The organism is Rhodococcoides fascians A25f, from assembly GCF_000760935.2.
Classification (GTDB): Bacteria; Actinomycetota; Actinomycetes; order Mycobacteriales; family Mycobacteriaceae; genus Rhodococcoides.
Genome location: NZ_CP049744.1, coordinates 2,518,853 through 2,543,592 on the forward strand (window position 1 = coordinate 2,518,853; position 24,740 = coordinate 2,543,592).

22 protein-coding genes are annotated in these 24,740 nt (G+C 66.2%); 12 read left to right on the forward strand and 10 right to left on the reverse strand.

The genetic code is table 11. From position 1 onward, the window contains the following. Window positions 1-13: 13 nt before the first annotated feature. Complete coding sequence (pknB, locus tag BH93_RS12020) at window positions 14-1,996, reverse strand: Stk1 family PASTA domain-containing Ser/Thr kinase (RefSeq protein ID WP_037177452.1); 1,983 nt, start codon at window positions 1,994-1,996, stop codon at window positions 14-16. 203 nt (window positions 1,997-2,199) lie between these two features. Here pknB and BH93_RS12025 point away from each other — a divergent pair, with 203 nt between their 5' ends. After that, a complete protein-coding gene (locus tag BH93_RS12025) occupies window positions 2,200-2,571 on the forward strand; it encodes an Rv2175c family DNA-binding protein (RefSeq protein WP_032379055.1) in 372 nt (123 codons plus the stop codon). Here BH93_RS12025 and BH93_RS12030 read toward each other — a convergent pair. Continuing rightward, window positions 2,568-3,533: a phytoene/squalene synthase family protein gene (locus BH93_RS12030; RefSeq protein WP_037177455.1), complete on the reverse strand. Its 966-nt coding sequence runs from the start codon at window positions 3,531-3,533 to the stop codon at window positions 2,568-2,570. The genes BH93_RS12025 and BH93_RS12030 overlap by 4 nt on opposite strands. A 10-nt stretch (window positions 3,534-3,543) precedes the next feature. Next, the gene (locus BH93_RS12035) at window positions 3,544-5,100 is read right to left on the reverse strand and encodes an alpha-(1->6)-mannopyranosyltransferase A (RefSeq protein ID WP_242459186.1); all 1,557 of its coding nucleotides are present in this window, start codon (window positions 5,098-5,100) and stop codon (window positions 3,544-3,546) included. Here BH93_RS12035 and BH93_RS27935 point away from each other — a divergent pair. Beyond that, window positions 5,090-5,239, forward strand: coding sequence for a hypothetical protein (locus tag BH93_RS27935; protein WP_242459187.1), 150 nt, complete (start codon window positions 5,090-5,092; stop codon window positions 5,237-5,239). The two genes, BH93_RS12035 and BH93_RS27935, sit on opposite strands and share 11 nt — an antisense overlap. Before the next feature lie 108 nt (window positions 5,240-5,347). Here BH93_RS27935 and crtI read toward each other — a convergent pair whose 3' ends face one another. Both crtI and BH93_RS12045 read right to left on the reverse strand, forming a co-directional pair. After that, window positions 5,348-6,931: a phytoene desaturase family protein gene (crtI, locus tag BH93_RS12040; protein ID WP_242459188.1), complete on the reverse strand. Its 1,584-nt coding sequence runs from the start codon at window positions 6,929-6,931 to the stop codon at window positions 5,348-5,350. Between the two features lie 11 nt (window positions 6,932-6,942). Next, window positions 6,943-8,052, reverse strand: a complete 1,110-nt coding sequence (locus BH93_RS12045) for a polyprenyl synthetase family protein (protein WP_032403940.1) — start codon at window positions 8,050-8,052, stop codon at window positions 6,943-6,945. Between the two features lie 156 nt (window positions 8,053-8,208). On the opposite strand from BH93_RS12045, the gene metF reads away from it, so the two are divergent. After that, on the forward strand, window positions 8,209-9,177 hold the full coding sequence (metF, locus tag BH93_RS12050; RefSeq protein WP_037177914.1) for a methylenetetrahydrofolate reductase [NAD(P)H]: 969 nt from the start codon (window positions 8,209-8,211) through the stop codon (window positions 9,175-9,177). A 5-nt stretch (window positions 9,178-9,182) separates the two neighbouring features. Here metF and BH93_RS12055 read toward each other — a convergent pair whose 3' ends face one another. From BH93_RS12055 to BH93_RS12075, 5 genes are read right to left on the reverse strand one after another with little or no spacing between them, the layout of a single operon-like run. After that, complete coding sequence (locus BH93_RS12055) at window positions 9,183-10,352, reverse strand: glycosyltransferase (RefSeq protein WP_037177462.1); 1,170 nt, start codon at window positions 10,350-10,352, stop codon at window positions 9,183-9,185. Next, the gene (locus tag BH93_RS12060; protein WP_197914604.1) at window positions 10,349-11,104 is read right to left on the reverse strand and encodes an LppM family (lipo)protein; all 756 of its coding nucleotides are present in this window, start codon (window positions 11,102-11,104) and stop codon (window positions 10,349-10,351) included. Before BH93_RS12060 ends, BH93_RS12055 begins: the two co-directional genes overlap by 4 nt. Before the next feature lie 27 nt (window positions 11,105-11,131). Next, a complete protein-coding gene (locus tag BH93_RS12065; RefSeq protein ID WP_037177464.1) occupies window positions 11,132-11,989 on the reverse strand; it encodes a carotenoid biosynthesis protein in 858 nt (285 codons plus the stop codon). Further along, window positions 11,986-13,593, reverse strand: a complete 1,608-nt coding sequence (locus tag BH93_RS12070; protein WP_052065865.1) for a phytoene desaturase family protein — start codon at window positions 13,591-13,593, stop codon at window positions 11,986-11,988. Before BH93_RS12070 ends, BH93_RS12065 begins: the two co-directional genes overlap by 4 nt. A 5-nt stretch (window positions 13,594-13,598) precedes the next feature. Beyond that, complete coding sequence (locus BH93_RS12075) at window positions 13,599-14,216, reverse strand: GNAT family N-acetyltransferase (RefSeq protein ID WP_037177466.1); 618 nt, start codon at window positions 14,214-14,216, stop codon at window positions 13,599-13,601. Window positions 14,217-14,413: 197 nt separating this feature from the next. Here BH93_RS12075 and BH93_RS12080 point away from each other — a divergent pair, with 197 nt between their 5' ends. The 9 genes from BH93_RS12080 to mraY all read left to right on the forward strand — a co-directional run bounded on the left by BH93_RS12080 (window position 14,414) and on the right by mraY (window position 24,737). Next, on the forward strand, window positions 14,414-14,869 hold the full coding sequence (locus tag BH93_RS12080; RefSeq protein WP_032379048.1) for an SAV_6107 family HEPN domain-containing protein: 456 nt from the start codon (window positions 14,414-14,416) through the stop codon (window positions 14,867-14,869). Window positions 14,870-15,096: 227 nt separating this feature from the next. Then, a complete protein-coding gene (locus BH93_RS12085) occupies window positions 15,097-15,534 on the forward strand; it encodes a DUF3040 domain-containing protein (RefSeq protein ID WP_032379047.1) in 438 nt (145 codons plus the stop codon). A gap of 519 nt (window positions 15,535-16,053) precedes the next feature. Then, window positions 16,054-16,485, forward strand: coding sequence for a division/cell wall cluster transcriptional repressor MraZ (mraZ, locus tag BH93_RS12090; protein WP_027497352.1), 432 nt, complete (start codon window positions 16,054-16,056; stop codon window positions 16,483-16,485). Between the two features lie 219 nt (window positions 16,486-16,704). Next, window positions 16,705-17,736, forward strand: a complete 1,032-nt coding sequence (gene rsmH / locus BH93_RS12095; protein WP_037177468.1) for a 16S rRNA (cytosine(1402)-N(4))-methyltransferase RsmH — start codon at window positions 16,705-16,707, stop codon at window positions 17,734-17,736. Continuing rightward, window positions 17,733-18,539, forward strand: a complete 807-nt coding sequence (locus tag BH93_RS12100) for a hypothetical protein (RefSeq protein WP_242459189.1) — start codon at window positions 17,733-17,735, stop codon at window positions 18,537-18,539. Before rsmH ends, BH93_RS12100 begins: the two co-directional genes overlap by 4 nt. Beyond that, window positions 18,536-20,392 carry a peptidoglycan D,D-transpeptidase FtsI family protein gene (locus BH93_RS12105; protein ID WP_037177470.1) on the forward strand — a complete coding sequence of 619 codons (1,857 nt, stop codon included), beginning with the start codon at window positions 18,536-18,538 and terminating at the stop codon, window positions 20,390-20,392. The genes BH93_RS12100 and BH93_RS12105 overlap by 4 nt, the downstream gene beginning before the upstream one ends. 159 nt (window positions 20,393-20,551) lie before the next feature. Then, window positions 20,552-22,153, forward strand: a complete 1,602-nt coding sequence (locus BH93_RS12110) for a UDP-N-acetylmuramoyl-L-alanyl-D-glutamate--2,6-diaminopimelate ligase (protein WP_037177473.1) — start codon at window positions 20,552-20,554, stop codon at window positions 22,151-22,153. Then, on the forward strand, window positions 22,150-23,655 hold the full coding sequence (locus tag BH93_RS12115; RefSeq protein ID WP_037177474.1) for a UDP-N-acetylmuramoyl-tripeptide--D-alanyl-D-alanine ligase: 1,506 nt from the start codon (window positions 22,150-22,152) through the stop codon (window positions 23,653-23,655). The genes BH93_RS12110 and BH93_RS12115 overlap by 4 nt, the downstream gene beginning before the upstream one ends. Continuing rightward, window positions 23,652-24,737: a phospho-N-acetylmuramoyl-pentapeptide-transferase gene (mraY, locus tag BH93_RS12120; protein WP_032379042.1), complete on the forward strand. Its 1,086-nt coding sequence runs from the start codon at window positions 23,652-23,654 to the stop codon at window positions 24,735-24,737. The genes BH93_RS12115 and mraY overlap by 4 nt, the downstream gene beginning before the upstream one ends. The last annotated feature ends 3 nt before the right edge of the window (window positions 24,738-24,740 follow it).

The window sequence follows — 24,740 nt, forward strand, 5'->3', positions numbered from 1 at the left end:
CCCTACATCCGGCTCAGGGCAGCGAGACGACCATCACCTCGGAGCCCGGTTCCACGTGGGAACCGGCTCCGGGGCTCTGGGTGATCACCAGCGAGCCGTCCGTGTCGACCACCTGACGGACGTCGATGGTCAGGCCGAGGGCTGCGAGCGTGGTGCGCGCCGAACCGACCGAACGCCCGAGCAGCGAGGGCACGGTGACGGCGTTGGACACCTCGAGCACGGCGGTGGTTCCCGATCTGACGGTCTGCCCGGCTTCCGGCGTCGTTCCGATTGCCTTGCCGCCGTCGGTCTCGTCGTCGAACGTCTCCCGAACCTCGCCTACGGTGATTCCCACCGATTCGAGCGTTGTGCGGGCCTGGTCGACGCTCTGGCCGCGTACGTCGGGCACCTCGACCGGCGGTGCGCCTTTGCTGCGCAGTACCGTCACCGAGCTTCCGGTGGTCAGAACGGTGCCCGGTGGTGGGTCCAGTGCTGCGACCCCGCCGATGGGAGCGGTGGTACTGAAGGCCTCGCCGCCGTCGACGGGAGTGAAGGTCCGGTCTCTCAATTGCTGTTCCATATCGGCGACGGACGCGCTCGCGTCGATCGAGGGAACGCTCGGGCTGCCCAGTGACACCAGCAAAAACACTGTGTCGCCCTTGGCGATTCGTGATCCGCCGGTGGGGTCGGTGCCGATGAGACGGTCGGTGTCCACCGAATCGGAGTAGGTTCCGCGCACCGCCGCCTCCAGCCCGGCGGCCTCGACGGCGCTGGTGGCACCGGTGGTGTCGAGCCCGTCGACCATCGGGACGGCGGTGTAACGACCTGACCCCATCCACCAGCCGCCGAAGCCGACCAGCACGGCGAGGAGGGCGACGACGAGGAGCCAGATGACGATCGCTCGACGCGAGCGCTGTCGATCCGCCTCGAAGTCCGGGAAACGGTACTGCCCTCGGCCTGTCCCAGGTGGCTCGGCGGGCGGCGCATCGTCGTCTTCCGGGGCGTACTCGACACCGCGGGAGGTCGGTGACGTCACCACTCGGGTGTGCTGCACCCCGTGTTGCGGGGGCGGGGGCGGGGAATCCTGGACCACCTGGGTGCGAGCGGACGGCGCACGATCACCGGCCACCGTCGTCGGTGCTCCTGCGGCCGCGGAGCTCAGATGCTCGGCCGACCGCTTCGGCGCGGGTACTCGGTAGTCGGGCAGCGCCAGCGCCGACGCGGCCCCGCGCAGCGCACGCGCCATGTCGTCGGCGTTGCGATACCGGTGTTCCGGGGCGCGGACGGTCGCGTGCTGGACCACCTCGTCGAATTGCGGCGGAACGCCCGCGATGAAGGTGGAGGGAAGCGGTACGTCGTTGTCGATGCGCTGGTAGGCGATGGACAGCGAGGTGTCGCCGGTGAACGGGGTGCGTCCGGTCAGCAGCTCGAACAGCACGATCCCGACGCCGTAGACGTCGCTGCTCGCGGACGCCGAGCCGGTGGTGACCTGTTCGGGAGACAGGTACGCGGCGGTGCCCAGAATCACACTGCTGGACGTCACCGTGGAGGCTGCGATGGCACGCACGAGTCCGAAATCGGCGATCTTCACGTCGCCGTCGTCGCTGATCAGAATGTTCTCGGGTTTGATGTCGCGGTGCACCAATCCTGCTCGGTGGGCGACCGCGAGCGCCTCGAGAACCGGCCGAACGACGGCGACTGCCGCGTGCGGTGGCATGGGGCCACGCTCACGCAGGAGCTCGCGGAGGGTTCCACCCTCGACGAGTTCCATGACCAGGAAGGCGTGCTCGCCGTCCCGCCCGTGGTCGTAGACGGCGACGAGGCCTGGATGGCTGAGCCTGGCCACGGCCCGCGCCTCGAACTCGAATCGCTGGACGAACTGCGGATCCTCGGCGAACTTCGGATCCATGATCTTCACCGCGACCGGGCGATCGAGCCTGGTGTCGAGGCCACGATAGACCGTCGACATACCGCCCCGTGCGATCGGTCCGTCGATACGGTACCGACGATCGAGCATCGAACCCGGTCTCACCGAACCTCCTCTCGTCGTCCACTGCTCTGGCTGCTGTGCTGTCCGCTTCGGTACCGGACCTCTTCTGTGCGGAACTACGACGCCGATCGTATCGGTGTGTCGACCGGCCATCGGCGATCGTGTCGTGCTGTCCCTGCCGGGTCTGCCGTTTTTGAAGTCTGGACGCCGGACCCGTTAACGTTACCTGCGTGAGTGCCATTCCCTATGCCGACGACGTGCTCGATCCGTCGGTGTCTTTGCTGCAGTTCGCCGACGTCGCGAAGATCCTCGACGTTCCCAAGACCCGCGTCGAGCAGCTCGTTCGAGATCGCCAGCTGCTGGCTCTGAAGCGTTCGCGTGTGCCCGGCGTTCCCGAGCAGTTCCTCGACGCGAGGACGGGCACCATCGTCAAGGGTCTGCCCGGCTTGTTGGCCGTGCTGCACGACGGCGGCTACGAGGACGAAGAGATCCTGCGGTGGCTGTTCACCGAAGACGAGAGCTTGCCCGGTGCGCCCGTGGCCGCACTGCACGGTGATCTGATGCGCGAAGTGATCAGGCGCGCACAGGCCATGGCCTTCTAGCGAACGGTCGCACGCTTGAAGCCGGTGACCGCGAACTGTGGAAGTGCGATTCGAGCTCGAGTCCACTGCGGCACCGTCGCCCGCTGGGAGAGCACGCGGTAGCCCTGCGACTCGACCTCGTCCAGAATCCGGCCGTAGAGGATCGACGCCGTACGCATCGACGGACGCACTCGCGGGTCGAGCATGTCGATACCGGCATCGGACGTGCGATAGATCGAGCGGGTGACGGCGATGAGGTGGGCGAGAGCTCGGGTGACCCGGGCATCGACGCTGCCGGTCGTGCGACACCACCGGAGCAGTTCTTCGTCGACTCCGAAGGCAGCCAGCTCGTCGGTGGGGAGATAGATTCGATCGCGATCGAGGTCCTCGCCCATGTCCCGAATGAAGTTCGTCAGCTGGAACGCCTCGCCCAGTGCTGCGGCAGGAGGCTCGGCCTCGGACCGTTCGACGACGGTTCCCAGGATCGGCAACATCTGCAGTCCGATGACCGCAGCGGAGCCGTACATGTACTCGCGCAGTTGCTTCATCGTTCGGTAGCGCGAGACGAACACATCGCTGCCAGGAATGTCCATGCGCATCGAGTGCATGAACGCGAAGAAGTAGTCGTGTGGAATGTCGTACCGCAACACGGTGTCGCACAGTGCGCTCAGTACCTGGTCGGTCACGCTGTGCGGCAACGGCTTTCCGGCCAAGGCGTCGCGCACTCGGGATTCGATCGCGTCGAGCTCGACGATGCGGCGAGCGTTGAGCTCGTCCGATCCGACGGCGATGTCGGTGCCTTCGAGGTCGACGATGTCGTCGACCATGCGGGCGAATCCGTACAGCGCGTGCACTGCTGCGCGCTTGTCTGTCGGCAGCAGGCGGGTGGCGAGGAAGTAGGTCTTACCGTGCTGGGCGTTGAGCTCGCGACAGATTCGGTACGCCTCGTGCAGCGCCGGATCGATGCCGTCCAGCTCCTTCATCACGGGAGTCTCATGACGTGGACTCGTCTCCGGCTGGTTCGGGTGCGGTGTTCTTGGGCGCGTTCGGCACGGCACGGTGTTCCCTGGATCGGTCCGATCGTAAACGCAGCGGGTCGACGCGCGTCAACGCGAGGGCGGCAACCACGGCCGCGATGACGGCCAGTGCCACGTGCACGATGTTGTACAGGCCGATGGCACCGTCGGGTTGGAAGACGAGCATGAGCCATGTCGACAGACCGGTCAGGACCATGAGCGTCGTTCGAGACAGTGCGAAGCCGGCGGCGATCGCCAGCGGCCACGAGTAGTACCAGGGCAGGGCGGCGGGGGAGAGAACGACCGTGGCGACGAGGGCAACCAGGATGCCCTTGACGGCGTTTCGCTCGGACTTACGGCCCCACCACCAGGCTGCAGCGAGAATGACCACCAGGGCGATCGAGCACAGCAGCCGCATGACGTAGAGAACCGGGTCCAGTCGAAGATCGAGGAACCAGGAGGTACCGACGGTCACCAGGTGCGCGAGAATCGTGGGCAGCGAAAGCCAGTTGATGATCTTCGCCGATCCCGAGAGTGCTGTCAGCCACCCGATTCCGACTCCGGCGACCAGCGAAGAGACCGCGAACACCGCAACGAAGACCGCGGCTCCGATCCCCGCGGTCTTCGTGAACACCAGCACCGGCGAGGGCGGCGTTCGACCTTCCGCGCGGGCCTTGTCCCGTACGTGCAACATCCAGATCCAGACCAGGAAGGGCAGTGCCAGGCCCGCGGTCGCCTTGATCGCCACCGCGATCGCCACCAGCGCGATGCCGGCCACGTGGCGATGTTCGAGGGCCAACACGATGCCGGCCGTCATCAGGCCGACCATGAGCAACTCGTTGTGCACCCCGCCGATCAGGTGGATCAGGACCAAGGGGTTGAGAACCGCGAGCCACACAGCCGTGGTCGCGCGGCCGCCGAGGTGCTTGGCCAGCCGCGGAACCGCCCACATCATCAGCGCCAGACCGGGGAGCATGGTCAGGCGCAGGAGCATGGTCCCCGCGATGACGTTGTCGCCCGTCAACGTGGTGATACCGCGCCCGAGTAGCAGGAACAGGGGGCCGTAGGGGGCCGTCGTCGTGGTCCAGACATTGCTGACGTTGTCGAGCAGAACCCCCGGATTGGCAACGGGGCCAACGCCGTACGGATCGAAACCGTCACGGAGCAGGGCACCCTGAGCCAGGTAGGAGTAGGCGTCGCGGCTGAACATCGGTACCGACAGCAACAGCGGTGCCGTCCATGCCGGAACGATCCACCTGAGCTCGCCGACCGTGGTGCGTCCGTGCAGGGTCGCTCGCCCGAGCCGGACCCAGGCGGTGATCATCAGCAGTACGCCGACCCAGACGATGATGGTCGACAGAACGAATCCGTGGCCGAATCGCAGCCACGACAGGTGCATCTCCTCGAGCAGCGGATCGCGTCGGCGGACGCTACCTGCGCCGAACCCGCCGAACGTGATGCAGACGGCCCCGACAACACCGAGGATTGCCGCTTTGCCCTCCGGGCTGCGGAGAAAGTTTCCCGTGGCGGTCATTCTCGACGGTCGTGGTGAGGTCGAGGACGCAGAGGCGTCGTCCGACGATCGATCCTCGGAGGTGGAGTGCGACGAAATCGAAGACATTGCCGCCTACTCCTCCTCTGCAACGAATTTGTTGTTCGCGATCTACATCTGAAGCCGATGCGTTTTCGCCCGACGCCGAACGATCATGGTCGCAGCAATGAACGCGACCGGCAAACGATCGCGTTCAGCTTAGTTGGTCCGTGCAGTGAATCGAACGAAGCTACCGCCCCGAGCGTCCTGCCACCCGCTCGGCGGCGAGCTTTCCCGACACCAGAACCGTCGGAACGCCCACACCGGGCGTCGTACCGGAGCCGGCGAGAACCACGTTGTCGAGTCCGGCGACCATGTTCTTGCGTCGGAACGGCCCGGTCTGCCGGAACACGTGAGCGGACGAGAACGGCGATCCTTCGATCATGCCCTTCCGCGCCCAGGTCTCGGGTGTGTCGATGTGGTCGAGAACGAATCCGTCCAGGAGTCCCGTGTACCCGCGACCCTCCATCGTCGTCAGTATTTCGCGGAGATAGGGGTGCGCCAATTCCGCCCACGCCAGCGGGGCGCTGTCCAGATTGGGGCACGGTGCCAATATCGACACCGGCTCACTGCGAACACCGCTACGCACCACTTCGAGGTTCGGATCGCTCACCGACGGCCGGGTGATGAGCAACGAGGGATCGGCCATCAACGATCCCTTGCCCGCCTTGGCGGTGATCCTTCGGAACGTCTCGGCCCATTCGTCACCGAAGTCGATGGTGTGGTGCGCGCGAGCGGGCCACTTCGCGGTCTGTTCGACGGGAACGGTTCCGTGCGCGACGACCGCCGACGGTGAGACGACGCCGTAGCCGTTGTGCCTGCCCTTCTTCGACACCGACGCCCGGTCCAGTAGTCGATCGACCACGGGCAGGTCGGCGGTGAGAACGAGTGCGTCGCAGGCGATTCGATGGCCGGTTGCGGTCAGCACGGAGTCGGCACGCCCGCGGTCGACGGTGATGTCGACGATCTCGGTGCCGAGGTCGAGTGTTCCGCCCGCGGTGACGAACGCGTCGGCCATGGCCCTGGCGATGGCCGCCATTCCGCCGTCGGGGAAGAAGACGCCGAGCGAGGTGTCCATGTGTGCGATGGCCCCGTAGACCGCGAGAGCCTTCTGCGGTGCCATGCCGGCGTAGAGCGCCTGAAAAGTGAAGACGCGGCGCAGCCGGGTGTCTTCGAGGAAACTGTCGACGCGCGGTCCGAGTCTGCCGAAGCCGCCCAACTTGATCAGTGTGGCGGTGTCGCGAACGGCGGCCTTCGAGCCCACGAGATCGAGCGGGGAATCGAAGTTCGAGTCGATGTACCGGTCGAACTCGGCATCGAAGATGTCGGCCAGCCACCGACGCAGGTTGCGGTATCCCTGCGCCTCGGCGGGCCCGCAGGTCCGTTCGACCTCGGCCGCCATCGCCTCCGGGTCCGAGTAGACATCGATCGACGTACCGTCGGCGTACCGCGTGTGGTACGACGGCGACAGCGCCCTGAGCCGGATCTGCGGCGTCGTCGACTCGAAATCGGCACCCACCGCGGCCAGAGCCTCGAGCACCAGGTTCGGCATGGTCAACACGCTTGCGCCGTTGTCGATGTCGTACAGATGCGAGCCGTCGGTGTCGGACACCGGATACACCCCGACCCGGCCGCCCACGGTCTCGTCTCGTTCGACGATGGTGACCTTCTTGCCTGCTCCGAGCAGATGCAGACCGGCAGCCAATCCAGCCAATCCGGCTCCCACCACCACGACCCGGTCGGTGGGTCCGGCGACCGTGCGAATCGAAGACATGACGCTCACTTTCAGTACTGCCGCTTGATTGCGGCGGTTGCCATGGCGCGCAGATGCGCGGCGGCAGCCGGCTCGATCGAACTGTTGTCGAGGGTCGCCACCGCCCGAGCGCCGAGCTCGTCGATCTGCCGTTCGACGGCGTCGACTGCTCCGAGTTCGACCAGAATCGAACGAATGTCGGCCACTGCCTCGGCGTCCAGTTCGGTTCCGAGGCTGGCCCGGATCGTGGCTGCCAGATCGGGCCGGTTCTCGTCGGCGTGCTTCAGCGCCGACGCGATGAGCACGGTGCGCTTACCTTCGGTGATGTCGTCGCCCGACGGTTTGCCGGTCACCTCGGGATCGCCGAACACTCCGAGCAGGTCGTCGCGCAACTGGAACGCGATCCCGATATCGGCCCCGAAGCTGCGATAGGCGGCAATCAGGTCCTCGTCGGCATCCGCCAGAACTGCGCCGAGGTGCAGCGGTCGTTCCACCGTGTACGCGGCGGTCTTGAAGCGATTGACCCGCATTGCCGCCGCCACCCCCTCGTCGGTGCCTGCTTCGGCCTCGATGTCGAGGAGTTGGCCACCCAGGACCTCGGTGCGCATGGCCGACCACACCGGCTGGACCCGGCGTGCCGCGTCGTTGTCGATGCCCGATTCGCGGAGTAGATCGTCGGCCCAGCACAGGGCGAGATCACCGACGAGAATGGCCGCCGACTCGCCGAAGTGGTTCGAGGAGCCGGACCAGCCCGCGTCCCGATGCCGTTGGGCAAAGCCGACGTGCACGGTCGGAAAGCCTCGCCGGGTGTTGGACGAATCGATGATGTCGTCGTGGATCAGGGCACAGGCCTGGATCAGTTCGAGCGCCGAGCAGGCGCGAAGCACTGCGTCGGATCGCGGACCGGTGGGTTCGCCACCCGCACCGAGCCATGCCGTCCAAGCGAACGCGGGGCGCATGCGCTTGCCGCCGCGCAGTACGAACGCTTCGAGATCTGCCACGGCTGCGGGGTAGCCACCGCCGACGGTGTCGACGACCTCGCGTCGCGTGGCGAAGAACTCGGCGAGCTTCGCGTCCACGGCAGCACGCAGCGCCTCCGGTCCGATTGCAGCGGTGGGGGTGTCGACGACGGGCGAGGACAAGTCTCCGGACAGGACGATCCTCCAAGGTGTGCGGTGGGTGCGTCGGAATGTGGTTCCCAGACTAGTAGTCGCCCACACCCGTGCGCCGACGTGCAGCGAACACCGACGCCCGGGATGCCCGACGGGCTGTTCCGACGCGCAACCTATGATCTTCGGGTGAGCGAAGAATCAGTCCGGGGGCGGGCGAGCCGAGGGAACGCGTCGAGCACGCCGTCCATCGTCGACCGACTGCGCAGTGAACCGGACGCCAGAATCCCGTTTTCTGTCGAGTTCTCGCCGCCGCGCGATGCTGCAGCCGAGGCCAAGTTGTGGCGCGCAGTTCGTGAGTTCGAGCAACTGCAACCGGCGTTCGTGTCGATGACGTACGGTGCCGGAGGCTCGACCCGAGATCGAACGGTGCGTGTCACCGGACAGATTGCGGAAGAGACCACACTGCTCCCTGTGGCGCATCTCACTGCTGTCTCGCACAGTGTCGACGAGTTGCGGTCGATGGTCGGGTCCTACGCCGACCGCGGCATCACCAACATCCTCGTGCTGCGCGGAGATCCGCCGGGAGATCCGCTCGGTGACTGGGAGAAGCATCCGGACGGCGTCGAGTACGCGGAGGAACTCGTTCGGTTGGTGCGCGATCTCGGTGACTTCCATGTCGGAGTGGCGTCGTTCCCTGAAGGACACCACCGCGCCGACGACCTCGAACAGGACACCAGGTGCCTGGTCGGCAAGCTCCGTGCAGGGGCCGAGTACTCGATCACCCAGATGTTCTTCGATGTGGACGACTATCTGCGTCTGCGCGATCGCGTCTCTGCGTACGACGCCGAGCAAGGTGCCAAGCCGATCATTCCCGAGATCATGCCCATCACCTCGCTCCGGTCGGTTCGCCGGATGCTCGAGCTCTCGGGCACCACGCTGCCGTCCTCCCTGGACGAGAAGTTCACTCGCGCAGCCGGATCCGGGCCCGAAGAGGATCGCGCCGCCGTCCGAGAGGTAGGCATCGAACTTGCCACGAACATCGGCGAGCGGCTGATCTCCGAAGGTGCACCCGGTTTGCACTTCATCACGTTGAACTTTGCCCGCGCCACCCGTGAGGTGTTGTGCAACCTGGGTCTCGCGCCCGCGCGGGTGTAGCCGCGTCAGCGGTGCGGTGAGGGCGACGGACGTGACTTCCACGTCAACGATCCTCGTCGCCTACGAACGTGGGATTCCGCGACGAGCCCGGTGAAGGCGAGAATCGACACCGGATGCAGTGCCGCGTCGACCACGTCGTCGACGCCGAACCGCGGTCCCGATTCGCGTCGACGCGCGGCCATTCGAGACACGGTGCCCGCGAGGTATCCGGCCCAGCCGAGGCGACGCACCGATCCCGAAGCCGTGAGTGCCGCTATCGGCGGCACCAGGTAGATCGCGGCCGACGCCACTGTTGCGGTGGCCGAACCGATCGGGCCGCCGAACTCGTTCCACAGCCACCGGCTGTACCCGGACCGCAGGTCGACAACCGACTGGTACATCCGGCAGCTGACGAACCCTGCTCCCGACACCACCACCGTCGGCATGCCTTGCCGGCGCAGGGTGCGTGCCAGATCGAGATCCTCCGTTGCGCTGGCCGCGACGCAGCCGTGGCCCCCGATCGCGCGATAAGCGGCGGCGTCGAACGCCATGAACTGACCACACGCCACCGCCATCGAGGGCAGCAGCGTCGAGTTGGCCAACGGCACGGGAAGAGTGGACATCCAGGACCAGGCGAGCAGCGGTTGAACGAGTCGCTCGGCGACACTGCCGACCAGCTGTTCGGGCCACGGGCACAGCAGTGCCGCAGCGTGCTGTCGTAGCGTCCCAGCCGCGGCCGCCACGGCATCGGGCGCGAGTCGCACATCGGCGTCGACGAACACGATCAGCGACGCCTGTGCGTCGCCGTCGTCGGCCAGTCTCGCCAGCTCGGCGCAGGCGGCGGCCTTGCCGGTCCAGCCGGCCGGGGGAGCGGCATCGGAGGTCACGACGCGAATCCTCGGGTCACCGGTGGCGGCCGCGCGGGCAGCCGACGCCGTTCCATCGCTCGAGTCGTCGTCGAGGACGATGACGTGCAGATCGGTGCACGATCGCTGACGGGTGAGATCGCCGATCAACAAGGGCAGTGTCGCTACCTCGTTGCGGGCGGGAATGCAGACGACGATGCGTTCGGCGATGTCCCGATCCGGAGTGCGCAAGCCGGGCGTGAAGCGCGCATTGAGCAGCGACACTGCGGCCGACGCCGTTGCCAGGACGGTAGCGGTCGCCGTCGTTCGTGCGAGGAGTCGGTCGGTCACACCGACGTTCTGTCGGTCGAACTGTCCGCCTCGGGTCCTCGAGGCTGCCGATTGCGCAGCGGTGGGTTGCGCGAGACCCAGGCCATGGCTCCGATGATGGCCGCGACGCCGACGGTGACACCACCGACGATGCCCGCCCAGCCGGCGAAGCTCCTGGTGTTGGGATCGGGGTAGTTGACCTCGGCGCGCACCGACGTCACTTCGCCTGCTGGCAACTTCCAGGAGATGGAGTTGTCGCTCTCGCGGGTGCCGTTCGTGGTTCCGATGCGGGCAGGGAATGCAATGGTGAACTGCACGTCCGAACCCTGAGCCGGAACCGAGGACAGGTCCGCGTTGCCCGCCAGGGTGACGGTGTCACCCGATCGCTGCAGCTCCAGCTGGAACGATCCGGCGGCGTTCTGGAAGATGGAGCCGAGCGTCTGCACATCGCCGAACGAGAGATCGTCGAAAATGGCCTGTGAGCCGACATATCCGTCCTGGTTGTACGGCTCGACGCGCACCTTGTCCTCGATCGAGGACGGAACCACCAGCTCCGGGCCGGTATCGGAGTCCGAGGTCGGCACGCTGGCCGCCACGATCTGGCCCGCCACCCGGTCGTTCGCCGACACCCCCATCGTGACCTGTACCCGCAGGCACCCGGCCAGCAGCGGCGCGACCAGCAGCGCCAGTGCGACCACCGAGAGAATTCTGCGGCGGTGGGTTCGGTGAGATGTTCGCGATGTCGACTGCACAGCGACATCGTGCCAGGGCATCGAGCCGATGTCAGTCGGCAGGGGTTGTCAGCGAGGCGTGTCGGTACCGAGACCGGAGACTGCTGCGCGCGATCGTGGGCGACGCTCGCGGCCACCGATCCACACCAGCGGTACGCCGACCGCGCCCATCACCAGGAACCCGTACACCGCCGAGAATCGAAGTTCCGGACCGTCGAGGAATACGGCATGCGCGAGCGCCGACCCGAGCCAAGTCCACAGGAACAGCCCGATCGGTACCGCATCGTCGAGCGGTTGCAGCCGGGTGTCGGACGGGCGAACGCCTCCGATGGCACGGTCGAGTGACTCCACGACCGCCGCCATCAGCGTGGCCACCACGAGCCAGCCGAGGTAGTTGGTCAGCGGGATGGACGGCACCCCTGGCAGGCCGACGGCACCGGCCGTCCACGTCCATTGGCCGTCGGTGACCATCTGCGGATCGAGATAGAGGTCCCAGCCGACCATGCCCACCGCTACCGCCGCGATCCGGAGGCCGGCGGCGCGGACCTGTGTCGTGCCGAGACGGCGAACGACGTAGGTTACCGCGCACCAGATCGGGTAGAAACCGGCCGTCCAGGCCAGCGGGACCACCACGGGCACCTCGAACAGACTGGGACCCAAGCGATTCTGTGCGTAGAAGTATTCGCCGAAAGGGATGCCGGTGGCGGTGCCCACCAGTTCGGAGGCGAAACCGGTGCCTGCCGTGACGAGGACCAGAACGGTGGCCCACACCGCTCCTCGGTGCAGCACGGCATGCAGGATCGATGCGAGTGCCAGCAACGCGACCACAGCAACAGTCACCGCGTCTCGGGTCGAGCCCGACACCAGTGGATAGACGATCTGGCAGCCGACAGCAGCGACCGCTACGACGATCGGTGCGATCCTCATACTCGCCTCCTCCGAAAGAACTCGCGACGGCGTCCGGCGCGGGCGTCGGCGATCGCGATTCGTGCGGCCGACCGACCACTGGCTGCGGTCACCCCGCCACCGGGGTGGGTGGATGCGCCGGTGAGATAGAGCCCGTCCGCGCCCGGGACTCGATGACCCGCCAGTTGTGGGTGCGGCCGCCACATCATCATCTGGTCGAGTGACATGTCCAGGTGCATGATGTTGCCTCCGATCAGCCCGAGCTCACGCTCGATGTCGGGCGGAGATTGGACGTGTCGATCCAGCACTGCACCGGCGAACCCGGGTGCGTACCGATCCATTTCGGCCACGATCCGGTCCGCCTCGAACTCGGCCAACGAGCGTTCGCCCGGAACGTCCGAACGCCATTTTCTGCCGTCGGCGAGAGTGTGCGGATGCCACTGCGACCACAGCGAGATCTGATGCTGTCCCGGCGGCGCGATGGTGGGGTCGATGGCGCTGAACGACATTCCCAGCACGGCCGGAGTCGGCGGCAGATCACCGGCGAGTGCATGGCCGTGCGCCAGGCGCAGCTGGCCGCGATCGCGCACCAGCAGTGCAAGGCCGTGGGTGCCGTCCTCGATTCGGTCGGCACTGGGATACACCGGAAGGGCGTCGGTGGCCAACCGGACCGCAGTACCGAGTCCCGGACCCACCCGAATCGTGCTGCGCCACCGAGCGATCTGCGCCGCGTCGTGCCCACCGTCGGCGAGCAGGTCGAGCGTGGTCAGGATATGACAACCGGCAACGACCACACGGCTGTCGATCTCCCGACCCGACGCGGTCCTGGTGGTCCAGCCGTGGGGCCGGCGTACGAGCGAGGTCACGGCGTCGCCGAGAGTGAGTTCGGCCCCGTCCCGCTGCAACCGGGCGATCATCGCCTCGGTCAGCGCACCACTGCCGCCGACGGCGCGGCCGGGTGGAAGGGTGTGCATGAGAGCGGCGAAACCGACCATCGGGGCGGTACCCGGCTCGGACATCGGCGGCCCCGACTGCGCGCCGAACCATGCCAGCGCGGCCTTGAGGCGTTCGCTCGAGAACATCTCGTCCAGCAACGAATCACCGGTGGCGAGAAATTCGCGGGAGAGCATGCTGCCCCCGTCCGGAGCCCCGAGACCCCAGAAGGAGCGGAGCAGCTTCGCCCCGGTCGGCGGCCCGCCGAACGCGCGCATGGTTCGTTCGCTACGGGGACCCCAGACCGAGACGAACGTGCGGTAGGCGCGGGCGTCCGCGGCCCCGCACGCGGCGGCGATGGAGTCGCAGGTGCGATCGAGATCGCGATGGAAGACGAGGGCGCGCTCGTCGGTGTCGACGGCTCCCGGTGCGAACGCCCAGGGATCGCAGTCGATGTAGCGCAGGCCGAACTGTGCGAGGTCGAGCTCCTCGACGATGCCGGTGTGGCGAATCATGATGTGTGCCGACGAACCGCGATCCACTCGATGTCCGGGAAAGCGCTCCACGGTGGATACTGCGCCACCGGCAACGGTGTCGCGTTCGAGAACCTCGACAGACCACCCGGCATCGGTCAGGTAGCAGGCGGAGGTCAGGGCATTGTGGCCGGAGCCCACCACCACAGCGTCGATCACATCTTTCAGGCTACTGGCCCGTCCAGTGGCAACCGGCGACCCAGGACGGCGAACGGGCGTCGATCGCCCGCGAACCTGAAGTCCCGCAGCACGTCCGAAAAGCCCAGCCGCCGATAGAGCCGCCAGGCTCGGTTGTCCTCCCGCGCCACCTCGGGTGTGGACAACATCACGTTGTCCGCGCTCACACCGTCGAGCAACCGATGGCACAGTTGCCCGCCGAGGCCATATCCCTGAGCGCTCGGGAGGACGTGGAGCTCGGTCAGCTCGAAGTAGTTCCCCAACGCGTTCTCGACGCTGTGCGGAGGGTGCCCCGAGCGGCGCAATCCGTCACGAACCTGTTGATGCCACCACTGATGGGGTGCACCGTGGTAGCCGTAGGCAACTGCGACCAGTGAATCGGGCTGGTTCGGGTCGGAGTTCGGGAGCAGCGCTCCCACCGCTCGCCAACCCGGACGATGCAGATGTTCGCTCCACATCGGTGCCCGGCTCTGCTCGGTTCCGCGTGGGTAACCCATGGCTTCGACGTAGATCGACAGTGCTTCGAGCAGCCGCAGGCGGAATTCCGGGGGCGTCAGATCGACCAGGTACGGCGTTGTCCGCGCATCGGTGACGACTGTCCTCAACCTTTCTTCGGAAACTTGTCGGTGGGCACAGCTATATTGAAAAGCGTCGAACGGGTGTTCGACGATCGGGGCCGAGTGCGCCGGTGGTTTCGACTCGAATCAGGGGGTCGAATACTCCGGAGTTCGACTGTAAGGCTTCGTCACGGTTCCGGGCGCGTCAGGTACGCACCGGAGATTCGAACTGGAGGTGTTCGAGTATGACGATCACGAAGGCATTCGATGCCGGCGTGCGGTCGCCGGTGCCGCGTCAGGCCCGGGTTCTGCTCGGTCGGGCCGATGCTCTGTTGTCCGAGTCCATCGGGGAGAGCGATGCGGGTGATCGGTTTCTCGGAAGCTATGCCGCGGCGCTCAAAGGCGCGGCGGCAGTACTGGCGTCGTTGCCGAACTCGATCGGTGCGCGCCCGCGCTCGCGCAACGCGTGGGTGTTGATGGCGAAGGCGGCACCCGAACTCGCAGCCTGGTCGGATTACTTCGCATCGTTCTCGGCCACCCGCGCCGCGGTCGAAGCGGGCGCGTCGAGCACGATCGCCGATCTCGATGCCGACGATTTCTATCGGCACGTGAGTCGTTTCTTGAACTCGGTCGACGATCGACTCGGCGGTCAGTCGCGGTTCGCCTCCGTCGATCCGATGGCCACACCGTTGTCGGCGTAGCTCAACGAGCTGGTCGACGGGTGTGAACTGCCACGTCACACGGTGTTCGACCGCAGTTTCCGGGACGCCCGTCTCGAAAACTTCGGCGTTTCTCAGGAACACATCGTGCGAGTAGGTGGTAAGCAGCGGATTCAGCTCGTATCATCGTCACTAGGTAGCCGCCAAGGTCAGCTTCCCGTCGTTTCGCAACAGAAACGACCTTCAATATCAGTGCAGGGGGAGGTACCGTGCCACTCTCCGAGCACGAGCAGCGCATGCTCGATCAGATCGAGAGCGCTCTCTACGCCGAGGATCCCAAGTTCGCGTCTCATGTGAGGGGCGGCCGCGTTCGCGCGGCGTCGAGCAGGAGGCGCTTTCAGGCTGCCGCGCTGTTCGTCGTGGGACTCGTGTTGCTCGTCGCCGGTGTTGCTTTGTCGACGAACAGCTTGGCTTTTCTCGTCGTCAGTCTCATCGGCTTTTTGTTCATGTTCGGTGCCGGGGCACTGTTCCTGTTCGGCGGTTCCAAGAAGGGAGCCGCAGCGACGCCGGACGAAGGTGGCACAACCAACAGTGCTGCCGAGGCCTCCGGTCGTGGTTCCGGACAGAAGTCGAAGGGTGGCCGCAAAGGCGGCAGCTTCACCTCTCGCATGGAAGACCGGTTCCGTAAGAGGTTCGAGCAGGACTGAGTCGTCCGGGTTCCGAGCAACCCGCCCGAGATCGGTTCGCTCCCACAACTTCACGCGTCACGCACAGCAGCACCTCACCTTCGGGTGGGGTGCTGTTGTCGTTTCCGCCGTGATCGGACCACGTGCCGCGGCCGCCTCGGCCGAGCCGACGTGGGACGCCCGGTGTGGATGGTCGTAGCCGGGCGCATGGCGGGCCGCCTCCCCACTTCGCCCCACGGTCAGCAAAAGTCCCCACTTTTCCCCACCTGAGCCCCACTGGGGGCCTCGAGGCGATGCTTCTCCGCCGCCCTGTGGTGTGAAGGGCCTGGTCATGCCTCTGGACCGGAGGAGTCTGGGTGCCCGGCGTCGGATCGTGGCGACTTTCCAAGTTCGGGTGCTGACCGGTAATTCCAGCAGTCTTGCTGTAGCTGAGCTGCGGAAATGTGTAACTGCCCAAAGTTTTCACGCTGCGAATGGTTCGAAGTGGGGGAGAGTGGGGTAAAGTGGTCCGCAGCGGAGAGTCGAGGCTGGAGGTGGCGAGTGTTTCTCGGTACCTACACGCCGAAGCTCGACGACAAGGGTCGACTGACGTTGCCGGCCAAGTTTCGGGACGCGCTTGCAGGAGGTGTCATGGTGAGCAAGGGGCAGGATTTCAGCCTCGCGGTCTACACCGCGGCAGACTTCGCGGAGCGGTCTCGGAAGCTGACGGCGGCGTCTCGTGCCAACCCGAAAGCCCGCGCCTACGTTCGTCAGTTCTTTTCGGGAACCGACGAGCAGCGGCCGGACGGACAGGGGCGCATCACCATCAGCCCAGAGCACCGTCGCTACGCGGGACTCGAACGTAACTGCGTCGTGATCGGTTCGATGGATTTCATCGAAATCTGGAACGACGAAGCATGGGCCCGTTACTCCGCTGAAAACGAGCAGGACTTCTCCGACGCATTCGACGAATCCCTCGGAGGAATCTTGTAGCCCGCCCAGGTCGCCTGCGAGTGCAGCGAGGCCTCTGCCCGATCAGAACCCTGACGTTCTTCCCCAACGCCAGGTTTCGCAGATCAGGACCCTGACGTTCTTCCCCAACGCCAGGTTCCCTATCGGACAGGGACCTCGAAGCATTCGCACCGGCGTCCGTGGGCAACCCGCACGGCCCGGACCCGGGCGAGACGTACGTACGCACGACCGGGAGGAACCATGACGGAGGGCGACGGGCAGGACGAGAGCGCATCGTCCGCAGACCGACCCGATCGTCGATCCGCAGGTCCGCTGCACGTACCGGTTCGACTCGGCCGCGCCGACGAATTACTCGGCCCCGCACTCGATTCCGCAGACGGCACCCGCGTCATGATCGACGCGACCCTGGGACTCGGCGGTCATGCCGAACACTTCCTCCGAACCTATCCACACCTGCACCTCATCGGACTCGATCGCGATCCCGATGCACTTCGACTCGCCGGATCCCGGTTGGCCCCGTTCGCCGATCGAATCACGTTGGTACACACAACGTACGACGGTATCGCCGAGGCACTCGACCAAGCCGGCTTGCCGGCACTCGATTCCGTGCACGCCATTCTGTTCGATCTCGGAGTGTCGTCGATGCAGCTGGACGAGTCCGATCGCGGGTTCGCCTACTCCGTCGATGCGCCACTGGACATGCGGATGAATCCGACGGTGGGCATCACTGCTGCCGACGTGCTCAATACCTACTCGCACGGTGACATCGCGCGGGTGCTCAGCACCTACGGCGAGGAGCGGTTCGCCGGCAAGATCGCCTCCGCTGTTCTGCGACGACGTGAGCACACGCCGTTCACCACGAGTGGTCCGTTGGTCGAGCTGCTCTACGCCGCAATCCCGGCCGCGACGCGGCGCACCGGTGGACACCCGGCCAAGCGCACGTTTCAGGCCCTGCGTATCGAGGTCAACGGCGAGCTGGACTCGCTGAAGTCTGCGGTGCCTGCCGGGCTCGAGGCCTTGGCTGTGGGGGGCCGGGTGGTCTTCATGTCGTATCAGTCGCTCGAAGACCGAGTCGTCAAGCAGGAGTTGGCCCCTCGGATCAAGTCCCGTAGCCCCGAGGGGCTGCCGGTCGAGCTTCCCGGAATGGGTCCGGAGTTTCGGCTCCTGACCAGAGGTGCCGAGCGCGCCTCGGATGAAGAAATCGACGTCAACCCACGCTCGGCCCCGGTGAGATTGCGCGCCGCCGAACGGATTGCAAGGAGAGCGGAATGACGGTTCCAGGCACAACCGTTGGAACACAGCGCAATCGGGTTCCCCTGGTACGCCCTGAACGTACGGGTAAGGGCGGTGGACGATCCGGTGCCGCTCTTCGTGCGTACGAGCGCAGGCAGCAGCGCGCCTCGATTCACACGTCGGACTCCGCTCGTGGTTCCGGCTCTCGTCGGTCGATCGACGGAGGCGCTATCGCTGCGCGAATTCCGTTCGTCGCCTTGATCATCGGCTTGCTCGCCCTCGGGCTCGGTTTGACGCTGTTGCTGACCACACGGTCTGCCGGCGACTCCTACGACCTCAGCGCCGCCAAGGCCGTCAACACCGAGCTTGCCCAGCAACGGGCCTCGCTGCAGAAGGACGTCGAGTTGGCGGAATCCGCGCCCGAGTTGGCACGTAAAGCCGCCGAGCTCGGAATGGTTCCGGCCAAGAATCCTGCGCGCCTGATCGTCGCGCCCGACGGTGGCGTGCAGGTCGTGGGTACCCCGGCTCCGGCCGACGGTGCGCCGGTTGCTCCGCTCGATCCGGTGGCAGCCGCCGCTGCAGGCGAGGGCACCGTCCCCACAGTGGGATCACAGTCGCAGCAACAGACGCCGCGCAGCGCGTCGCAGCCCAACCGGACCTCGGGCACGGTCGATACTCGTGCCGCCACGCCGAGTGCAAGCAATGGCGCTGGAAACGTAGCTCTTCCTGAACAATTCATTCCCATGAGCATCCCCTCGCTCGAGACACCGCCAGCCGAAGCACCGTCGTCCGCTACCGCTGTGGCTCCGGCCACCGAAGAAGCCGCGGGTGACGGGCAGTGACCAGGCCTACGCCTGCTCCGAGTCGACGGCCACCGAGCCGAAAGCGTCTCGACTCGTCCACCTTTCGGTTCCGTCACGGAACCGGCAGAATTCTGATGTACGTGGCGCTGGCCGTCGCGGCAGCGCAGTTGCTGTGGATTCAGGGTTTCGACGGTCCGAGACTGTCGGCCGAGTCGGCGTCGCAGCGCACCACCACAGTTGTCGATCCCGCGATGCGCGGGTCGATTCTCGATCGCAACGGCAATCCGATCGCCTTCACGATGGAGGCGAAAGCGCTGACGTTCCAGCCGGTTCGGGTTCGTAAGGAACTCGACGAGGCGAGGGCGAAAGATCCCACTGCGCCGGAGACCGAGCAGTACCTCGAGGACATCGCCGCGCGCATCCACAACGATCTCGGCGACGTGATCAGCGAGAAGGATCTGCTCGCGAAACTGAAGAGCAACGACGAATTCACCTACCTGGCACGGGGTGTGGACGCCTCCGTGGCGTCGAAGATCAGTGCGGATTTCAAGCAGGTCGGGCTGGAGCGTCAGGACATTCGGGAGTATCCGGGCGGATCTCTGGCCGCCAACATCGTCGGTGCCACCGGTTGGGACGGACACGGTCTGCTCGGCCTGGAGGATTCGCTCGACGCGACTTTGGCCGGAACCGACGGTTCGCAGACCTACGACCGTGGGTCCGACGGTGCCGTCATTCCCGGCAGCTGGCGTGACAAGCAGCCTGCAGTCAACGGTTCCAGCGTCGAACTGACCATCGACGCAGATCTTCAGTACTACGTGCAGCAGCAGGTGCAGTTGGCGAAGGACCTGTCCGGAGCCAAGAATGCGTCTGCCTACGTGCAGGATTCACGCACCGGTGAAGTACTGGCGATGTCGAACGACAACACCTTCAATGCCGGGATCGGTGTCGGTAACAACGAGCGCACCAAGGAGATGGGCAATCTCCCGGTCACCACTCCGTTCGAGCCGGGTTCGGTGAACAAGATCATCACGGCGGCTGCGGCCATCGAATACGGACTCACCACGCCGGACGAGGTGTTGCAGGTTCCGGGCAGCATCTTCATGTCCGGGGTGTCGGTCAAGGATGCGTGGGACCACGGTGTCGCGCCGTACACCACGACCGGCGTGTTCGGTAAGTCCTCCAACGTCGGCACGCTGATGCTGGCGCAACGCGTCGGCGAGGACCGATACGCCGACATGCTCAGCAGGTTCGGCCTCGGCCAACGCAGTGATGTCGGTCTGCCCAACGAGAGCGCCGGAAGCGTGCCCAGTCGGGATCAGTGGTCGGGCGGCACGTTCGCCAACCTTCCCATCGGTCAGGGCCTGTCGATGACGCTGCTGCAGATGACCGGGATGTACCAGGCGATCGCCAACGACGGCGTGCGCATCCCCCCACGCATCGTCGAGGCGACGGTGGACGCGAACGGCCAGCGGACCGAGACCGAGCGGCCGGACGGGGTGTACGTCGTCAGCCCCGATACCGCGAAGACGGTTCGCAACATGTTCCGTTCCGTCACCCAGGACGACACGGGTAACCAGCGCGGGACTGGTGTCGCCGCAGGCGTCGAGGGATACCAGATCAGTGGCAAGACCGGTACGGCGCAGCAGGTCGATCCGGAATGCAAGTGCTACTCCAACTCGAACTACTGGATCACGTTCGCGGGTATCGCACCCGCCGACGATCCTCGCTACGTGATCGGCATCATGCTCGACGCCCCGACACGCAGCGCCGACGGCTCGGGCGGTCAGTCGGCAGCCCCTCTGTTCCACAACATCGCCAGCTGGATGCTGCAACGGGACAGCGTGCCCATGTCGGCAGACCCCGGACCCAAGCTGGTTCTGCAGGCAGACTGAGTTCCGAACCCGCCGGTTCTTCGAGTCGGGGCGGCAACATCGCGATCCCGGTCGCCGGTAATCTGACACATCGGTTCGGGCGCGTTCGTTCGGCCGCCGCCGCGGCGTGATCGAGCCGGGGCAGGCGCGCGCCCTGCAGTAGAGAGGAAGGGAGCAGGAGTGACTGTCTCAGCGGATTCACAACCGGCTCCGGGTTCACGTCCGGCGCATCCACCGCACACCGAGGTGTCCGAGGTGGCGTCCGCGGCCGGAGCCACGATCGGTGCCGGAGACCCCGCAGGCGTGCGTGTGACCGGCATCGATCTGCGAGCACAGTCCGTCCTGTCCGGCGATCTCTTCGCCGCGCTGCCCGGTTCGTCTCGCCATGGAGCCGAATTCGCAGCGGACGCGGTCGGTCGCGGTGCCGTGGCGGTTCTCACCGACCCCGCCGGACTCGACATCGTGGTGCGCGCCCTCGCCGGCGTCGACCGTCAGGTTCCGGTGCTCGTGCACGATCGTCCTCGTCAGGTGTTGGGTGGGGTGTCCGCGCTGATCTACGGCAATCCCTCGTCGAGGATGACCGTCGTCGGGATCACCGGTACATCGGGAAAGACGACGACGTCGTATCTGGTCGAGGCAGGCCTGACGGCCGCCGGTCGTCGGTGCGGGTTGATCGGCACCATCGAGACACGCGTCGCAGGTCGGTACGTACCGAGCGCACTCACCACGCCCGAGGCACCACAGTTGCACGCGCTCTTCGCGGTGATGGTGGAGGAGGGCGTCGACACAGTGGTGATGGAAGTGTCCTCGCACGCGTTGTCTCTGGGCCGAGTCGACGGAACCCGCTTCGCGGTCGGAGCGTTCACCAATCTTTCTCAGGACCATCTCGATTTCCACGACTCGCTCGAGGATTACTTTCTGGCCAAGAGTCGTCTGTTCGCGGCCGACTCTGCTGTCCGCGCCGACACCGCGGTCGTCTGTGTCGACGATGCGTGGGGTGTGCGGATGGCAGACATCGCTCGCGCTGCCGGTTCGACGGTGGTGACCGCATCGACCGGTGACGACTCGCAATGGACGGTGTCGGACTGGGCCAAGCACGACGACGGCACGCAGTCGTTCGTCGTCGCGGATCCGAACGGTCTGTCGGTGCCGGTCTCGGTCCGACTGCCGGGTCGCTACAACGTGGCCAATGCCGTGCTCGCGCTGGCGACCTGCGCGGCGGCCGGTGTGGACGCGCCGACAGCGGCGGCGGGGCTCGCGACGGTCGACGTGCCGGGACGCGTACAGCGCATCGATCGAGGTCAGAACTTCCTGGCCGTGGTGGACTACGCGCACAAGCCCGCGGCCGTCGAGGCCGTGCTGGCGACGTTGCGTGAATCCTCCCGTGGCCGGATCGCGGTGGTGCTCGGGGCGGGCGGAGACCGCGACACCGCCAAGCGCCCGCTGATGGGTGCAGCCGGGGCTCGGGGAGCCGATCTCCTCGTGGTGACCGACGACAACCCGCGCAGCGAGGACCCGGCCGCCATTCGGCGGGCCGTGGAAGACGGAGCGCTGTCGGTGCCGGACGATGTTCGTGGTGAAGTGAGAAATGTGGCAGGCCGCGCGGCGGCGATCGAACAGGCCGTGGTGTGGGCGCGCGAAGGGGACGTTGTGTTGATCGCAGGAAAAGGGCACGAGACAGGCCAGGAGATCGCAGGGGTGAAACACCCGTTCGACGACAGAGTGGTACTCGCCTCGGCTATCGACGCGCGGTTGGTCGGCACGAGCGCGGGCGCACGGTGATTCCGCTGACGATGGGCCGTATCGCCGAGATCGTCGGAGGCACACTGCACGACGTGTCGGATCCGACCGTCGTGGTGCCGGGGCCGGTGGAGTTCGATTCCCGCAAGGTGACCCCCGGCAGTATCTTCCTCGCCCTCCCCGGAGCCAAGGTGGACGGGCACGACCACGCCGCCGACGCGGTCGCCGCAGGTGCGGCGCTGGTGTTGGCCGCGCGTCCGGTGGGCGTACCGGCCGTGGTCGTCAGTCCGGTCCCGCACGACAGTCGTGCGATGGCGCTCGAGAACGACCCGGACGGTTCCGGTTCGGCCGTGTTGACCGCACTCGGAGCTCTGGCCCGGGCCTCGGTGCTCGAGTTGACCGCCGAGCACGGCCTGACCGTCGTCGGCGTGACGGGATCGTCGGGAAAGACCTCAACCAAGGATCTGATCTCCGCGGTACTCGAACCGCTCGGCTCGGTGGTGGCCCCGCCCGGATCGTTCAACAACGAACTCGGCCACCCGTGGACGGCTCTGCGGGCCGACGCCGATACCGACTTCCTGTGTCTCGAATTGTCGGCCAGGGGAATCGGCCACATCGCCGAGCTCGCCGAGCTCGCGCCTCCGCGGATCGGGGTGGTGCTCAATGTGGGCACGGCGCACCTGGGCGAGTTCGGGTCGCGTGCCGCCATCGCGTTGGCAAAGGGTGAACTCGTCGAAGCGCTGCCCGGTGCCGCCGACGGAGGAGTGGCGATTCTCAACATCGACGATCGTCTGGTTGCCGAGATGGCAACGCGCACAACGGCATCCGTCGTCACGGTAGGGCGCAGCGCCGATGCAGACGTCAGGGCGGTCGACGTGCAGGTCGATACCGACGCTCGCGCGTCGTTCACGCTCGAATGCGCGGCGGGCACGGTAGCGATCACCCTCGCGGTGCACGGTGAGCATCAGGTCGGCAACGCGCTCGCGGCAGCGGCCGTCGCGCTCGAATGCGGAGCAACGTTGGCGCAGGTGGCCGACGCGTTGTCGACCGCTGCTCCGACGTCCATCAGGCGGATGGACGTGCGTACTCGTGCCGACGGGGTCACGGTGGTCAACGATTCCTACAACGCCAATCCCGATTCGATGCGCGCCGCACTCAAGGCCCTGGTGTCGATGTCGCGCCGTGACGACGGGCCCAAGCGTCGTAGCTGGGCGGTTCTCGGAGAGATGGGCGAACTGGGTGCCGACTCGGTGGTCGAGCACGACGCGATCGGCAGGCTGGCCGTACGACTCGACGTCGATCGGTTGATCATCGTCGACTCGGGACGTCCCACTCGGGCGCTGCATCAAGGTGCGGTCATGGAAGGTTCGTGGGGCGAGGAGTCGATGCTCGTACCCGACCGCGAGTCGGCGATCGCGGTGCTCCTCGACGAGGTGCGTCCCGGCGACATCGTTCTGGTGAAGGCGTCACAGTCCGGGGCCATGTGGACAGTTGCCGACGCCGTCCTGGCCGAGTCGAACGCCGTCGCGGAGGGCGAGCAGTGAGGCAGATCCTGTTCGCCGGTGGCATCGCGCTCGCCGTCGCAATTCTGCTGACCCCGATTCTGATCAAGACCTTCTCGAAACAGGGCTTCGGTCAAGAGATTCGAGTGGAAGGTCCGGCGAGTCACCAGTCCAAGCGTGGTACGCCCACGATGGGCGGCGTGGCAATTCTGGTCGGAATCTGGGCCGGCTACTGGGGCTCTCACCTGATCGGGATCGGGTACGACGCCGACGGTCCGTCGGCCTCTGCTCTGCTGGTCCTCGGACTGACGACGGTGCTCGGGCTCGTCGGTTTCCTCGACGACTTCATCAAGATCCGCAAGCAGCGCAACCTTGGCCTGAACGCCACCGGCAAGTACGTCGGTCAGATAACGGCGGCCGTGCTGTTCGCGATTCTGGTACTGCAGTTCCGCAGCGACAGCGGTCTCACTCCCGGCAGTACTCAACTTTCCTACGTCCGAGACATCGCCACCTGGTCGATGTCCGCTGTCGTGTTCGTGTTCTTCGTCTGCCTACTGGTGATCGCGTGGTCCAATTCGGTCAACCTCACCGACGGCCTCGACGGCCTCGCCGCCGGGTCGATGACGCTGGTGCTCGGTGCCTACACCGTCATCACGTTCTGGCAGTATCGGCAAGCCTGCGCAGGCCCCGCCGGGCCTGCCCCCGGATGCTACGACGTACGAGACCCCCTCGACCTGGCTCTGGTCTGCGCCTCCGCTGCGGGCGCATGCATCGGTTTCCTGTGGTGGAACGCGGCGCCGGCCAAGATTTTCATGGGTGACACCGGATCTCTCGCCCTCGGCGGCCTGATCGCAGGTCTGTCGGTGGTCACCAAGACCGAACTGATCATGGTCGTCATCGGGGCGCTGTTCGTCGCCGAGGCTGCATCGGTCGTCATTCAGGTCGCGGTGTTCCGTTCCAGTCGCCGACGCGTGTTCCGCATGGCCCCGTTCCATCATCACTTCGAGTTGGCGGGATGGGCCGAGACGACGGTGATCATCCGGTTCTGGTTGCTGGCCGCCATCGCGTCGGCCGTCGGACTCGCCCTGTTCTACAGCGAGTACCTCGCTGCCGTCGGCGGATAGGGC

What these genes read in the sequence shown, in the direction of transcription:
- pknB (WP_037177452.1), bottom strand. Translation starts at nt 1,996, where the DNA reads ATGCTCGATCGTCGGTACCGTATCGACGGACCGATCGCACGGGGCGGT.
- BH93_RS12030 (WP_037177455.1), bottom strand. Translation starts at nt 3,533, where the DNA reads ATGAAGGAGCTGGACGGCATCGATCCGGCGCTGCACGAGGCGTACCGA.
- BH93_RS12035 (WP_242459186.1), bottom strand. Translation starts at nt 5,100, where the DNA reads ATGACCGCCACGGGAAACTTTCTCCGCAGCCCGGAGGGCAAAGCGGCA.
- crtI (WP_242459188.1), bottom strand. Translation starts at nt 6,931, where the DNA reads ATGTCTTCGATTCGCACGGTCGCCGGACCCACCGACCGGGTCGTGGTG.
- BH93_RS12060 (WP_197914604.1), bottom strand. Translation starts at nt 11,104, where the DNA reads ATGCCCTGGCACGATGTCGCTGTGCAGTCGACATCGCGAACATCTCAC.
- BH93_RS12065 (WP_037177464.1), bottom strand. Translation starts at nt 11,989, where the DNA reads ATGAGGATCGCACCGATCGTCGTAGCGGTCGCTGCTGTCGGCTGCCAG.
- BH93_RS12080 (WP_032379048.1), top strand. Translation starts at nt 14,414, where the DNA reads ATGACGATCACGAAGGCATTCGATGCCGGCGTGCGGTCGCCGGTGCCG.
- rsmH (WP_037177468.1), top strand. Translation starts at nt 16,705, where the DNA reads ATGACGGAGGGCGACGGGCAGGACGAGAGCGCATCGTCCGCAGACCGA.
- BH93_RS12100 (WP_242459189.1), top strand. Translation starts at nt 17,733, where the DNA reads ATGACGGTTCCAGGCACAACCGTTGGAACACAGCGCAATCGGGTTCCC.